This window comes from Pseudanabaena sp. FACHB-2040 (assembly GCF_014696715.1).
Classification (GTDB): Bacteria; Cyanobacteriota; Cyanobacteriia; order Phormidesmidales; family Phormidesmidaceae; genus JACVSF01.
In genome coordinates this window covers 691,131-705,438 of the sequence record NZ_JACJQO010000005.1, presented here as the reverse complement: position 1 = coordinate 705,438, position 14,308 = coordinate 691,131, and the positions used below count along the sequence as shown (strand labels likewise).

Genomic DNA, 14,308 nt, shown 5'->3' with positions numbered 1-14,308 from the left:
ATTTATGGCAAGACAACGGTTACTGCTGGCGGTCATTTTTGCATTGGCCATCGCGGCTGTCCTGGTGATCGTACAAATTCCGACCCGGTTGGGCCTGGATTTGCGGGGTGGCTCTCAGCTGACGCTACAGGTCCAGACCACTGATAAGGTGAGGGAAATTACTCCCGAGGCCCTAGATGCGGTTAAACGGGTGGTGGAGGGTCGGGTTAATGGTTTGGGTGTCTCAGAGGCGCTTGTGCAGGAGCTAGGCAGTGACCAGCTCTTGGTTCAGCTACCCGACATCAATGATCCTGAGCAGGCAGAGCGGGTGTTGGGCGGTACGGCCCAGCTAGAGTTTCGGGCGCAAAGGCCCGGCACCGAGCAGCAAATTGTGGTTGAGAATCAGGTTCTTCAGGGGCACCTGCAGGAGTTGGCCGCACTGCAGCAGACCCAGTCACGGGGCCTGCCTGACTCAGATGCCGTGAGTGAGCTGGAGCAGCTACAGGCTGCGATCGCAACCAGCGAAGCCGCCATTGCCGACCTATTTGAACCGCCTCAGCTAACAGGTGAAGCCCTAACCAACGCCCAGGCGGGTCTACCGCCGAGTGGATCAATTTGGCAGGTAGAGATCCAGTTTGATCGAGAAGGCGGCGAACGGTTTGCCGATCTGACCCGCAGCATAGCTGGCACCGGACGTGGTTTAGGCATTTTTCTTGACAATCGCCTGATCAGCTCGCCCACCGTTGATGTGCAGTACGCCGAAACCGGCATTGCTGGGGGTGGAGCTGTTATTTCGGGCAACTTTGACGCTGCCTCTGCCCAAGATCTAGCCATTCAGCTGCGCGGTGGTGCACTGCCAGTGCCTGTCGAAATCGTTGAAAACCGCACCGTAGGACCGACTTTGGGCCGTGACAGTATCCAGAGCAGCCTATACGCAGGCATAGGCGGCCTAGTTTTGGTGCTGATTTTTATGGCCGTTTACTACCGCCTGCCAGGCATCCTGGCCGATCTGTCGCTGGTGATCTATGCTCTGCTGACCTGGGCCGCCTTCAATCTACTGGGCGTTACCCTGACTCTACCCGGTATCGCCGGGTTTATTCTCAGCATTGGCATGGCTGTTGACGCCAATGTGCTGATTTTTGAGCGCACTCGCGAAGAACTGCGCTCAGGCAAAACCCTCTACCGCTCCGTAGAGGCCGGTTTTTACCGAGCCTTCTCCAGCATTCTTGACAGCAATGTCACTACGCTGATCGCCTGTGGTGCTTTGTTCTGGTTGGGAGCCGGCCTGGTTCGAGGATTTGCCCTAACCCTGGCCATTGGAGTCGCCATTAGCATGTTTACGGCACTGACCTGTAGCCGTACTTTTCTGCTGTTTAGTCTCTCCCTGCCTCAGTTCCGCAAGCCTGAACTGTTTTGTCCGGGGTTAAAGCAGGCCCCCAAGTACTAACTCTCCTGGTCTTATGAAGCTCAACGTTATTAAGCAGCGCCGCCTCTGGTGGACAATCTCGGGTCTGGCCATCCTGGCAGGGTTGGTGGCGATGGCGATCTCCTGGCAGCAGATAGGGACGCCGCTGCGGCCTGGACTCGATTTTGCCGGGGGCACCCGGCTGCAGCTAACGCGGGACTGTTCAGTGCCCGACAACTGCAGCGAGCCGATTGATCTGGCTGTTGTGCGTCAGGTGCTAGCTGAGCAGGGGCTAGAGAGCAGTAGCCTGCAGGTTATAGGCGAAGACCGGCAGACTCTGGCGGTGCGAACGATTAATCTAGAGACTGAGGTGCGATCGCAACTGCAGTCCTCCCTCGAAAACGCTTTGGGCCAGTTTGACCCCAACTCAATTCAAATTGACTCAGTTGGGCCAGTAATCGGGCAACAGCTCTTTGCCTCAGGTCTGCTAGCACTCGTAGTTTCGTTTGCTGGTATCATTGTTTACCTCAGTCTTCGTTTTGAGTTTGACTACGCAGTTTTTGCGATTATTGCTCTGTTCCACGATGTTCTCATTACTGCTGGCGTCTTCGCTGCCTTGGGTTTGGTCTTAGGGGTTGAGATAGACAGCCTATTTATTGTGGCCCTGCTGACCATCGTTGGATTTTCGGTTAACGATACGGTAGTCATCTACGACCGAGTGCGTGAGAGCATTAAGCTTCAGCCCAGTGAGCACATTGATAAGCTCGTTGATGACTCCGTCAATCAGACGCTAGCCCGCTCTATCAACACCAGTCTGACCACCACGCTGCCCCTGCTAGCCATCCTGCTGTTTGGCGGGCAAACACTTAAGTATTTTGCCCTGGCTCTAATTATTGGGTTTGTCTCCGGAGCCTACTCCAGCATCTTTGTGGCCAGTACAATGCTGGCCTTCTGGCGAGAGCGAACAGGCCGAGCTTACGCGACCCAGGCCGACGCTGAGCCCCTGCCCGGAACGGTTGAAGACACTCCTTAACCGTGACAGATTCCGCCTACGAACGCCAAATTAACCGGCTCAGAGATGTCATGATGCGGCGGTGGTGGATAATTACCTGCCTGCTCTGGCTAGTGGTTGCCCCCCTTTGTCTATGGCACCTTCGCGGCGAAATAGCCCTGCTGCGTCAGTATTTCACCTGGACAGCAGTCCGCTATGGGCTAGCCTATAACCGTCTGTCGGCGCTAGGTCTAAGCCTGTGTGTCGGCATGACAGTGGCGCTTCTGATGGCAGAAAGCCGCCATATCTTGTTTGGCCTCTCGACCCACGAACGAGAACGCCTCGAAAAGCAGCTCGGCCGCATCCGCCAGAAAGGACCTAGGCACCCGCTTTGGCGACAGGTTTGTGAGGAGTAGGGAGAGAGCAGAGGGGAGAGGGCCAAACTACTGAGTGTTGGATTTTAACTTCAGTGAATCTGGCCTTAGTTCAAAGCTCTTACTCCTTACATTCCCCACCCCTTCTTCTCAATTCAGGCTGGCAAACAAGCGGTTCCAGTCGAGTTCTGCCGGACGGCTGCCCTGGTTAACTAGCTCAAAAATTTGGTTTTCTGCCGCTGGGTTTTGCAGGCAGGCTACGCAGGCGGCAGCCACGTCAATGCGGCTGGCGTCTCCAGCCAAAGTGTCGCCCTGACCAATGGCCACGCCTCGCTTGCTCTGGGTTTTGGCTTGAAGCAGCGTGTTTAGGTCATAGGAAGTGTAGGGGCCATCGATGAGCCGCCCCGGTCGAATGATTGTGTAGGGCAAGCCCGACTGCTGAATTGCCTGCTCTCCCTGCTGCTTTGCCTCGAGTACACCAAAGGCGTTTAGGGCCGAAAACGGAAACTGCTTTTGGCGCTGAATGCCGACTGATGAAATAAAGACAAACCGCTTGAGGTCGGCAGGAGCGGCGGCAACCAGATTGGCAACGCCTAGAGCATCAACTATATGAGGATTATTGCGGCTGTGCTGCTGACGGTAAGTGGCATCGGTGAGAATGCGGCCCCACCCTATTACACCTGCTAGTCCTCCGCCTCCCTCTGGCAGCTCAATTTCCCATCGTTGTGAGGGAAACGCGGTTGTACCGGTGGCGCAAATTAGATAGCCCACCCCCGTCATTGCAGGTGGCAGCGTTTCCGGCTGGCGAATGTCTCCCACGACGGCCTCAACACGATTGTCAAACAGCCGCTGCACCTTCTCTGTAGAGCGGGTTAATGCTCGCACCGGATAGCCCTGCTCCAGCAGGTTGGCTACTGCTAGCTGGCCAACCCCGCCAGTTGCACCCACCACCAAAACACGTAGCCGAGTAGAAGCTTCAACCATAAATCTCCGAATTTACGCAATGAGGTAAAGGATCGTCTCGCAAGCCAGCCAGCAGGTTAGCTATTGCTATCTGCGCCATCTTCTCACGAGCCTGACGGCTGGCACTGCCGATGTGGGGCGTCACAATGACAGAGGGTAGGCTGAGCAGTGGTTCTGTCAGTGGCGTTGGTTCCGGCTCAGTAACATCTAGCGCTGCCCCGGCTAGCTGCCCTGCCTGCAGTGCCTCATACAGCGCCTTCTGATCGACGATGGCACCACGAGCCGTGTTGATCAAAACGGCAGTCGGCTTCATCTGCTGAAACTGAGCTGCCCCTAAGAGATGATGCGTTGCTGTGGTTAGCGGCACGTGCAGGGTAATAAAGTCGGCCTCTCGCAAAACCCTACTCAGGTCAACGTACTCAGCCCTGATCTGCTGCTCAAGGGCTTTATCAACCGGTCGAGGCGCTGTATAAAGCACTCGCATATCAAACCCTAGCGCCCGCCGAGCTACCGCCTGACCAATGCGACCGAGCCCCACAATGCCGAGGGTCGCTCCCGCCACATCAGGTCCTAAGAGCAGGTCAGGCTCCCAGGTCGTCCACTGGCCTGAGCGGGTAAACCGATCGCCCTCAACTACGCGCCGCGCCGCTGCCATGAGCAAAGCCCAGGTCAAATCCGCCGTTGCTTCGGTCAATACCCCTGGCGTATGGCCCACCGGGATTTTGAGCGCGGTGGCAGCCTTGACATCAATATTGTCGTAACCGACTGCCATCTGGCTCACCACCTTGAGCTGGGGTGAAGCCTGCAGCAGTGCTGCATCAATGCGGTCGGTCAACAAACACAGCAGCCCTTCACAGCGCTGGCTCTCGCGCCGCAGCACCTCATAAGGCGGGGGCTGCCGCTCAGGCCAAAGCACAACCTCCGCCACAGCTTCTAGCGGTGAGAGAGAAATGGGCAGTCGGCGAGTGACAAAGATTTTAGAACGGCTCATACCTGCCTATCCCCCCACCTCTGTGACTCCGACCTGAGCACACATAGACTCGACCGGACAGGTTTGGCAACGAGGGCGAGTCCCTCGGCAAATGTGTTTGCCAAAGGGCACCAGCAGCGAGTTAATCTCAACCCAGTATTGCTGGGGCAGCTGTTTCTGGAGCGCCACCAGCGTTTTCTCGGGCGTCCGGGTCTGTACGTAGCCCCAGCGGTTGGTCACCCGATGAACATGCACATCGACACTGATATACGGCAGATGACACGCCACCCCCAGAGCCAAGTGGGCACACTTGGGCCCCACACCATGAAAGCTAGTGAGAACTTCAGGGTCAGCCGGTAGATGCCCCCCATACTCCGACACAATTTGCTGAGCAATAGCCAAAATCTGCTCTGCTTTACGGTCAGCGAAGGTACTGTCTCGAATACAGTCAAAAATTTCGGCAACGGATAGCTGCGCTATGGCTTCTGGCGTCCGGGCCTGCTTAAAGAGGCGTTGGGAAACCGGCGCACTGACCTCATCGTAGGTCCGGATGGAGATGATGCAGGAGACCAGCTGCTCAAACAGGGAGTCAAACCCCTCCTCTGCCAGCTGAAACATAGCCGCCTTAGGAAACGGTGCGATCGCATCTCGAATGGTTGTCAGTACCCGATCAATATCGAAAGGTTGGGTTAGCACCACCCATGGCCATCGGAATTCGTCTGCTTTATTGTAAAAGCGATCAGTAAAAGCAATGAAATCCATTCACCGAAGATCGCTCATGGAAGTAGGCCCAAATCCTACTTTAACTAAGGCGATCAACCTACTCAAATGATGCAAAACTCCGAAGCTCAGCCCAGCTTTTTTGAAGAAGAGTTGAAACAATTGAGCAGACAGAGCAATCACCTAATAGTCCAAGAGCAAACCCCAGAATCCTGACATCTCTCCTAAGAAAGATATCAAGCTAGCTAGAGCTGTGCTCTCTAGCTAGCTTGCCTAATCGACTTTAAAAGCGGGCTTTCGGGTCTATTAAAAAACAAGGTAAAAAGCTTAAAAAGATGAGCAGGCAAGCATTTGAAGTAAGGCATTTGTTTTTTTGCTGGCAATCTTAAGTAATTTTTTGCTTTTGTATAAAGCTTTATTGCGAAGACTTAAGCTGCATTACTTGAACTGCCTTCAGGGCTAACAGCTCACCGGAATTTCGTTATTTAGATTTGATTTCACAAGGCTAAAAAAAACGGAAGAAGATTATTGCCCTACTAACCCTAACAAGACCGTGAAACCAGCCTTTCAGGCTTTTAGCCATATTTTGGACAATGCGAAACTTTTAAAGCTACTTCTCGAGGACTAACTACTATAAAAAGCCAGAGTAGTTTACTGTGTATGTCAAAGACTCATCGCTACATTTTAGTATTGGATACCCAGCGGCAAGAATCGAGTGGAGTTCATTCTCTGCTGACTCAGCTGCACTGTCCTGTTTTCATTGCAGGGACAGCAGAACAAGCGCTGGCCAAAGTTCATCAGGTACCTCCCTACCTCGTGATTTTGATAGGCGATGGGCAAAATTGGTCTCAGCCTCTAGTAGAACAGCTGCGCCAGGGAGCCAGTACAGCCAACATGACTATTGTTGCCTTGACTGATTCAACCAGCCCCCGCTGGGGACAGCAGGATGAGAATCCTGGTCTCGACGGATTTCTAGTTAAGCCCTTGAGTGGAGAAGTTCTCACCTCTCTAGTCGAATCAGCCCTGGCTAAACAGAGCTAGACGTAAGCCCCATTTCTCCTACCCCAAGATAGGCAGCGTTCCCCCTGGGTAGACTAGGAAAAGTATTTCTAACAGAGCTCTAGTAAGCTCCCTAACCCTTTGCCTGCTAGCTTTGATGCTGAGTCTGACTGTAACCTAAAAATTTTGCTAGCTGAGAAACTTTGATCGGGATGCTCTAGATTTGCTCCCAACGCTTTGGCAAGTCACTGGGTATTTCCTTGTTCCCTATCCCCAACGAGATTGGAGTGAAGCCCTGTGCTGCCTCAAATTTTGCTAGAAAGCCAGTTGAACCTCTTTAAGTTCTGGTTCAATGGCAGGGTGCAGGATGGACTGCATCATCGGAACGAGCTTTACTACCGCGCCCAAACCGTCAAGACCGATCAGCGATCTCGGCTTTACCAGACGGCCTGCAGGTTAGCTGAGCGGCAGGCTGGCATTGTTGTGAGCACGGCAGACAACCACTGCAGCCTGTGGATCAGCTTACGCAATCAAAAGTTGGCAGTTACGAGCCTGCAGCAGTCAGTGTACCAACCCTCGGCAGACGTTAGCTCTGAGGCTTCAAAAACTAGCGACTTTCTTTAGCACCTCCTTTAACAAGACCTTCTCCATAAGACTAGAGCGCTAGAAAGAGCAGCTGCTCAGCGTGAATTCCTTTTTAATTCTTAAAAAAATAGGCTTTTCTTGACCTACATACAGCCTCCAAAAAATTTAGGAAGTCGCCGTGGCTACCAATTTGCGGGTTTTGATTAAGGAGTGTGTGAATTCTAAGCCGGAAATCAAGCATTTAGGTGGTACATCTTTGTTGGAGAAGTTACAATTGGAAAACTTTTGGCGGAATGGTTCCCGGTAATACTGGGAGGCTACATTCACGCCCAACTGTGACTTTTTTTGGGATTCTGGGAAGACTCTCTGTCACGTTATTTCTTAAGTCCGGCCTACGGGTGACACAAAGCGTTAACAACGCTTTAGAAATAGCAGGCAGGGTTTGACCCGGAGTGCTAGTTTGAATGAAGCCTTTGTCTTGAATTTAGAGGAGCACGAGGATCGCGGCATGACTCAAGCTAATCATCTGCTCGAAACCATTGAGCCGGAGAACGAGCTAGAACTCTTGCTTGGTAACGATGGGGACGAGGATTTTGTCGCTCCAGACGAAGAGGAGGAGGAGGGGCCGGCTAAAGGAGCCAAGGGAAAAACTTCCCGCCGCCGTACTCCAGCCAAGAAACGGGGCCATTACACTGAAGATTCCATTCGTCTTTATCTCCAAGAAATTGGAAGAATTCGCCTGCTGAGGGCCGAAGAGGAAATCGAACTGGCTCGCAAAATTGCGGACCTCCTGGAGCTGGAGCGTATTCGAGAAGGTTTAGTTGAGAGCCTGCAACGGGATCCTCGAGATGATGAGTGGGCGAGTCAGGTGGGCATGGAACTGCCAGCCTTCCGCCGCCGTCTACACGTAGGTCGCCGCGCCAAAGACAAAATGGTGCAGTCCAACCTGCGACTGGTCGTCTCCATTGCCAAGAAGTATATGAACCGAGGGCTATCTTTCCAGGATTTGATCCAGGAAGGCAGCCTAGGCCTGATTCGAGCGGCGGAGAAGTTTGACCACGAAAAGGGTTACAAGTTCTCTACCTATGCGACCTGGTGGATCCGTCAGGCTATCACCCGTGCGATCGCAGATCAGTCCCGCACGATTCGTCTGCCGGTTCACCTGTACGAAACCATCTCTCGGATTAAGAAAACCACTAAGCTGCTGTCTCAAGAACTGGGCCGCAAGCCCACGGAAGAGGAAATTGCAACCCGCATGGAAATGACTATCGAGAAGCTTCGCTTCATCGCTAAGTCAGCTCAGCTGCCCATCTCCCTAGAGACTCCCATTGGTAAAGAAGAAGACTCCCGTCTAGGAGACTTCATCGAGTCCGATGGTGAAACTCCAGAAGATCAGGTCTCCAAGAGCCTGCTGCGGGAAGACCTAGAGAGTGTTTTAGGCACCCTCAGCCCCCGCGAACGCGATGTGCTGCGTCTACGTTACGGCCTTGACGATGGCCGGATGAAGACTCTGGAAGAAATTGGCCAGATCTTTAACGTTACACGTGAGCGCATCCGTCAAATTGAGGCCAAGGCCCTGCGCAAGCTTCGCCACCCCAACCGCAACAGCATCCTTAAGGAATACATCCGTTAGGAGCAGGTAAGGGTGAGATCTTCCTGGATCTAACAGCTTGCAGGATATCGTCCTACAAGTGATTATTAAAGAGATCGTCTACGGGCGGTCTCTTTACTTTTTAGTTGAGCTGTTTAGTTGGGTTGTGGCTTGCTGAGGGAGCAAGCTTTAGGGGTAGACAATACAGATGTTTACATAGATTATAGACAGAACTCTGTATTTATTGGTACACTTGTTCTGTTATGATTACCGTACAGCGTTTGAGCGTCTCCCACTATGGAACCCCTTACTGTTGCCCAACAAGAGCTTTACGACTGGCTGGTAGACTACATCCGAGAGCATCAGCACTCTCCTTCCATTCGCCAGATGATGCGGGCTATGGGGTTGAAGTCACCTGCTCCTATTCAGAGCCGTCTGGAGCATCTTAAGAATAAAGGCTACATCGAATGGAGCGAGGGCAAGGCAAGAACCATTCGCGTTAAAGGAAATGCTCGGGGTGTACCTATCCTGGGCACCATTGCCGCTGGTTTTGTCAATGAAGTGTTTACCGACGGGATTGAGCGCTTGGACCTGACTGGGCTGCCCATTCGGACCAATGACTACGCGCTAAAAGTTACCGGAGACAGCATGATTGGGGAGCAGATTTGCGACGGCGATGTCGTCATTATGCGCCCCATTACCGATCCTCAAAGCCTGCGGGAAGGTACCATCGTGGCTGCCCGTGTGGAGAGCGGTACAACCTTAAAATCCTTTCACCGTCAGGGCAATCTGGTGCAGCTTAAGCCGGCCAACCCCAAGTATCCGGTGATGGAATTTCCGGCAGAGGCTGTAGATTTGCAGGGGCGCTTGATCGCTGTTTGGCGAGGACTGGATCCGGATCTAGTGGTCTAGCTCAGCCTTGATTCTCGTTAGCACCGGGCAAAACCTTCACAATCCTTAAATTACGGCGACTTACATAGAGATCTAGCGCTGGCATCTGCCCTGCAGTAATAAACTAGCTCTTGACCACTGCGTCCGAGTCAAGGGCATAGAGGTCAGGAATCTCTGGTGCTAGTTCGATTGATCGCATGAAAGTCCGAACGTTTTTTTCCACCTTGACTCTGGTTGTGGTGGCTTTGCTGGTGGTGGGAATCGGTGGATTTATTGGGCTCACCTCTCGGAGTCCACTTTTTCTGCTTGCTCAGGGGGGACAGTCGCTGCCCACTGCGGCTCCCTTTGTCTCTAAGAATGCGCCCGTTATGGTGTCGCTGTTAACTCGCCCCGATCGCCTGACAGATCTGTGGCTGCTGCTAGCGGCTCCAGGCGATCGACGGCAAACCCAAGCCGAGATTGCTCGGCTAGAAAAATCCTTGCTAGCAGGGGTGGGACTGACCTACGAAGAGGATATTCGTCCCTGGTTAGGCAACGAGATTACCTTTGCCGTCACAACAGCGGATCTTGATCAAGATCCCGATAACGGCAGCCAGCCCGGCTACCTGCTAGCCCTGAGCTGCCGCGATAGCGAGCGGGCTAAGGCTGTGCTCGAGCTGTTTTGGCAAAAACGTGCGATCGCAGGAGACCGCCTCAGATTTGAGCAGTTTGCGGGCAGCAAGCTAATTTATACCCCAGCTCAAGGCGACCCCTCCCCAGCTGATTTGCCTCAAGCTGGAATTGCTGAATTTGGCCCTCAGTCCGTTGCCAGCGCTCTAGTTGGCCAAAAGTTTGTTCTGTTGGCTAACGACCCCAGAGTTTTGCAGCAGGCCTTAACCGCAGCCCAGTCTAGAGATCTCAATCTGGAGCACGACCTGGGCTACCGGAAAGCTGTAGCTTCGCTAGACAACAGTCGAATTGGTCTAGCCGTTGTTAACTTGCCCCCCAGCTTGAGCTGGTTAGGGTTGGCTACCCATACGACTGCCGCTCTCCGGACTCAAGGCTTAGGCAGCTCAGACGGCATAATTGATCGAGCTGTTTTCTCCCTGCGCCCTCACCGTCAAGGACTGTTGGCTGATACAGTGCTGCTGGCCGCTGCTGGACATCCGTTCAAACCACAGCAGGCTACCCCGGTACCGCCCGAGGCCGCCCAATTTTTGCCTGCCGACACAGCACTGGCTGCCGTGGGTAGCCAGCTAGACCAGCTGTGGCAAGATGTTCGCAACAATCTGCCCTATTATGCGGCTGCGGTACCCGCCTGGCAGCCACTGTGGGATCGCCTGCAGGCCCCTTTGCCTAATCAACCGCCAGAAGCGCTGCTAGATTGGATTAGCGGAGACTATGCTTTAGGACTGGTGACTCGCTCCCCTCAAATGGCCTCAGGCTGGGTGCTAGCTGCCCACCACCAAGACAATACCCCAGCGGCAATGGCCCGCTTTGATGAGCTGGCCCGACAGCAGGGTTTGAGCGTAGGCCCCCTGACATTGGCAGATCAATCAGTCTCGGCCTGGACTCGTCTATCCATTGCCTCCACCCCAGATCCAAATTCCTCATCTCCAGCGGGCGCATCCCCTGAACTAGTTGTGACTACAACAGTTGCAGGTCTGCACACTCAGTCAGGAGAGTACGAACTGCTGTCAAACTCGCCCACCAGCCTTTACCGAGCGTTTCAGGTGAATGGCAACTCGCTGCTCACCTCGCCTCAATGGCAAAAAACTATCGAGCCTTTAACCCTGCCCAATGCAGGCTACCTCTATCTCGACTGGCAAACCCTCAGACCAGATTGGCTGAATCGGGCTCCCTGGCTCAAGCTTATTGAAACCTTAGGCCAACCCCTATTCAGCCATCTACAGTCGATCGCAGTGACTAGCTACGGTCGAGACGAACAGGCTTACTCAGGCGGCATCTTCTTTCGGCTTAGCAGGTCATAGGATGGCTGTAGCGATGATAGACGTGGTGCAAATTTTAGAGCAGAGCCTTGCCGGACAGCCGATTGCCGAGGATCAGTGGCAGCAGCTAATCGCCTGGGAACTAACCGACACCCGCCGTTCCTCAGCCTGGCAAATCACGCCCAAGACGGTTCGGGAAGCGCTAGAGGAACGGTTGCACTGGCTACATCAGATGGTGCCGCTGCACGATCGGCTGCCTCTGCCCCACCAGCCTCTCAGCGCTTACCTGCCGCTCTATTGGCAGCTCTGGCTGCCTCTAGCGCTGCAGCTGCGAGCGGCTCGACAGAGCCAATCCTCACCTTTAATTCAGGGGTTTTTAGGCGGGCAGGGGACAGGCAAAACTACGCTCACCCAAATCTTGCAGCTGCTGCTTCAGGTTATGGGCTATCGAACGGTAGGGCTGTCCATTGATGACCTCTATAAAACCTATGCCGACCGACAACAGCTGCGGCTAATTGACCCTCGCCTGATCTGGCGAGGCCCACCTGGCACCCACGATATTGATCTGGGCATTGCTACTCTTGAGCACCTGCGACGGGCCCAGCCGGAAGAGGCGGTGCCCCTACCCCGGTTTGATAAGTCACTGCATGGAGGAGAGGGGGACCGGATAACGCCCGAATGGGTTGAAAATGTTGATATTGTGCTGTTTGAAGGATGGTTTTTGGGCGTTCGGCCAATCGAGCCCCAACGATTTGATCAGCCCCTACCGCCGCCAATTGAGACTGAGGCCGATCGCCAGTTTGCTCGTGATATGAACCAGCAGCTGCAGGCATATCTGCCGCTGTGGGCGCTTCTGGACCGTCTAGTAGTTCTCTATCCCCAGGACTACCGTATCAGCCAGCGGTGGCGGCGTCAGGCCGAGCACCAGATGATGGCTCAGGGCAAGGCAGGTATGTCCGACGCTACCTTGAACCAATTTGTCGAGTATTTCTGGCAGGCGTTACACCCAGAGCTTTTTATCACTCCTCTATGCAGCCAGCCGGACTGGGTCGATCTGGTGATTGAAATTGGCCCTGATCGTAGGCCCTTGCGCATTTATTCTCCGGAAAAGCCCCCTCTTTCAACGGAGACTTTGTCAGTCTAGGTAATAGCGCGCTATCGGTTTGCTTAACTGACAGCGGTACTCTTGAAACAGGCCCCTGTGAAAAAGGTGCTGAAGCAAGAGGCTGTCTAGGTAAGGGGCAGCACCCTAAATCCTGCATTAGCTGTGTTTTTGTGATTCTGTTGTAAGGGCTCAAAATGACTTCTTCTTTTAAAGCTGTTGAACCAGCTGGAGTTTTGGACAGTACCCACGCGGAGGCCTTCCGTAAAGCCGTGGATGAGGCTTTGTCAGAGGAGTACGAGATAATTTTGATTGATCTAGAAAAAGTCAGCTTTATTGACAGCTCGGGGCTGGGCAGTCTGGTGATGGTCTTGAAGAAAGTGCGGGCAGCCGAGCGCAAGATGTATATTTGCTCGATTAACGATCAGGTTCGCATGCTGTTTGACCTGACGGGAATGGACCGGGTCTTTGAGGTGTTTGCTGATCGCGCTGAGTTTGAAGCTAAGGTACTGAGCTAGAGCGCCCTGCTCCAGGTCTTAAGTCCAGACCCTAATTTAGAACACCCTAATCTATAACGATTGAGACCAGGGACATGTCGTCGGTGGCGCTACCGGGGCTTCGCCGCCGCTCCACGGACTGTAGAATGTCGTCGACATGGGTCTGCCGCTGAGCCTGAGACAGACAATCAATAAATCCGTCTAGCCCGATGTATTCCCGGTTGTCCTGAAGCACCTCGTAGAGACCGTCACTGAAGAGATAAAGGGTGCTATTGGGGGGAACCTGGCACCGCTGCCACTGATAGCGGGCTTCCGGCATCATGCCGATAGGCATGCCGGGGGTGCGTAGTCGCTCGGCGGTAAACCCCTGCTGCTGCTCAGAGATCAAGACAGCAGGTGGGTGTCCGGCACTGGCATAGAGCAATTGCCGATTGGCGCAGTTGAGAACGCCGTACCAGATAGTGAAGTATTTCTGGTTCTGGTCGCTCATCTGAAAGGTTTCGTTCAGGGCTTTGAGCACATTCTCTGGGCGATAGAAGTTGACGTCGGGGAGAGATTGCGATCGCAGCACGTTTAGCACCGAGGTTGACAGGAGAGCCGACCCCAGCCCATGCCCTGAGACGTCTAGCAGGTACATCACCAGATAGTCTGGATCCAGCCAGTAATAGTCGTAGCAGTCGCCGCCTAGCTGCTGTGAGGGTACAAAGCGGGCCTGAATCGGCACCCGCCCTGCTTGGCTATCGGGCAACAGCGAGCGAACGTAGGCTTCTGCTTCTGCGAGTTCGTCTTCTAGCCGCTGCTTTTGCTGCCGCAAGTCGCGGGCTAGCTGGTGCAGCCGCAGTCCGGCCCGCACTCTAGCGCGCAGCTCATTTACGTCGACCGGTGTGGACAGGAGGTCATCGGCCCCTAGCTCCAGCCCTTTAACACGATCGGCAATGCTGTGGCGAGACGTCAGCAGCAGGAAAAAAGTAGTCGAGACGACAGTCTGCTTAACGGTTTGACAGATGGTCAACCCATCTACAGTGCCAGGAATATTCCAGTCGCAAATAATGACTGCGGGCTGCAGCGTTTTGGCTTGGGCTAACCCCTCCTGCCCCGTACGGGCGGTCGTCACCGTGTACCCCTGCTGCCGTAGCGTATGCACCAAAAAATGCTCGGTGATAGGGTCGTGTTCAATGACGAGGATATCGGTCGTCGCATCAGTCATCACATCAGGCTTCTGGCGTGTCTTGAGGCTGGCTTTAAAAATTGATGCACATTCCCTCCCTATCTTGCAGGATTCCGATACGTCGCGCCATCGATTGAGCTCTCTA

General features: G+C 53.9%; 14 protein-coding genes. 10 read left to right on the top strand and 4 right to left on the bottom strand.

The genetic code is table 11. The features are described from left to right. The first annotated feature begins 4 nt into the window (after window positions 1-4). Genes secD through H6G13_RS06910 form a run of 3 tightly spaced genes read left to right on the top strand, consistent with a single transcriptional unit; the run spans window position 5 to window position 2,791 of the window. Entirely contained in the window at window positions 5-1,426 is a 1,422-nt protein-coding gene (secD, locus tag H6G13_RS06920; protein WP_190482414.1) for a protein translocase subunit SecD, read from the top strand. Between the two features lie 13 nt (window positions 1,427-1,439). Continuing rightward, window positions 1,440-2,417, top strand: a complete 978-nt coding sequence (secF, locus tag H6G13_RS06915; protein WP_190482413.1) for a protein translocase subunit SecF — start codon at window positions 1,440-1,442, stop codon at window positions 2,415-2,417. A 2-nt stretch (window positions 2,418-2,419) separates the two neighbouring features. Next, complete coding sequence (locus H6G13_RS06910; protein ID WP_190482412.1) at window positions 2,420-2,791, top strand: hypothetical protein; 372 nt, start codon at window positions 2,420-2,422, stop codon at window positions 2,789-2,791. Window positions 2,792-2,899: 108 nt separating this feature from the next. On the opposite strand, the gene H6G13_RS06905 is transcribed toward H6G13_RS06910, so the two are convergent. Genes H6G13_RS06905 through nth form a run of 3 tightly spaced genes read right to left on the bottom strand, consistent with a single transcriptional unit; the run spans window position 2,900 to window position 5,378 of the window. Next, on the bottom strand, window positions 2,900-3,733 hold the full coding sequence (locus H6G13_RS06905; RefSeq protein ID WP_190482411.1) for an SDR family oxidoreductase: 834 nt from the start codon (window positions 3,731-3,733) through the stop codon (window positions 2,900-2,902). Beyond that, complete coding sequence (locus H6G13_RS06900; protein ID WP_190482410.1) at window positions 3,726-4,703, bottom strand: D-glycerate dehydrogenase; 978 nt, start codon at window positions 4,701-4,703, stop codon at window positions 3,726-3,728. Before H6G13_RS06900 ends, H6G13_RS06905 begins: the two co-directional genes overlap by 8 nt. Window positions 4,704-4,709: 6 nt before the next feature. Beyond that, window positions 4,710-5,378 (bottom strand): endonuclease III, encoded by a 669-nt coding sequence (gene nth / locus H6G13_RS06895; RefSeq protein WP_347277452.1) that lies wholly within the window; start codon window positions 5,376-5,378, stop codon window positions 4,710-4,712. 684 nt (window positions 5,379-6,062) lie between these two features. Here nth and H6G13_RS06890 point away from each other — a divergent pair. From H6G13_RS06890 to H6G13_RS06860, 7 genes are all read left to right on the top strand, one after another. After that, window positions 6,063-6,443, top strand: coding sequence for a response regulator (locus H6G13_RS06890; protein WP_190482408.1), 381 nt, complete (start codon window positions 6,063-6,065; stop codon window positions 6,441-6,443). 255 nt (window positions 6,444-6,698) lie between these two features. Continuing rightward, window positions 6,699-7,025 carry a hypothetical protein gene (locus H6G13_RS06885; RefSeq protein ID WP_190482407.1) on the top strand — a complete coding sequence of 109 codons (327 nt, stop codon included), beginning with the start codon at window positions 6,699-6,701 and terminating at the stop codon, window positions 7,023-7,025. Between the two features lie 469 nt (window positions 7,026-7,494). After that, the gene (gene rpoD / locus H6G13_RS06880) at window positions 7,495-8,619 is read left to right on the top strand and encodes an RNA polymerase sigma factor RpoD (protein WP_190482406.1); all 1,125 of its coding nucleotides are present in this window, start codon (window positions 7,495-7,497) and stop codon (window positions 8,617-8,619) included. 255 nt (window positions 8,620-8,874) lie between these two features. Further along, window positions 8,875-9,489: a transcriptional repressor LexA gene (lexA, locus tag H6G13_RS06875; RefSeq protein WP_190482405.1), complete on the top strand. Its 615-nt coding sequence runs from the start codon at window positions 8,875-8,877 to the stop codon at window positions 9,487-9,489. A 176-nt stretch (window positions 9,490-9,665) separates the two neighbouring features. Continuing rightward, complete coding sequence (locus tag H6G13_RS06870; protein ID WP_190482404.1) at window positions 9,666-11,438, top strand: DUF3352 domain-containing protein; 1,773 nt, start codon at window positions 9,666-9,668, stop codon at window positions 11,436-11,438. A 1-nt stretch (window position 11,439) separates the two neighbouring features. After that, on the top strand, window positions 11,440-12,540 hold the full coding sequence (locus H6G13_RS06865) for a glycerate kinase (protein ID WP_242028172.1): 1,101 nt from the start codon (window positions 11,440-11,442) through the stop codon (window positions 12,538-12,540). A gap of 155 nt (window positions 12,541-12,695) precedes the next feature. Beyond that, on the top strand, window positions 12,696-13,016 hold the full coding sequence (locus H6G13_RS06860) for an STAS domain-containing protein (protein ID WP_190482403.1): 321 nt from the start codon (window positions 12,696-12,698) through the stop codon (window positions 13,014-13,016). Between the two features lie 46 nt (window positions 13,017-13,062). On the opposite strand, the gene H6G13_RS06855 is transcribed toward H6G13_RS06860, so the two are convergent. Beyond that, on the bottom strand, window positions 13,063-14,202 hold the full coding sequence (locus tag H6G13_RS06855) for a SpoIIE family protein phosphatase (protein ID WP_190482402.1): 1,140 nt from the start codon (window positions 14,200-14,202) through the stop codon (window positions 13,063-13,065). Window positions 14,203-14,308: the final 106 nt, after the last annotated feature.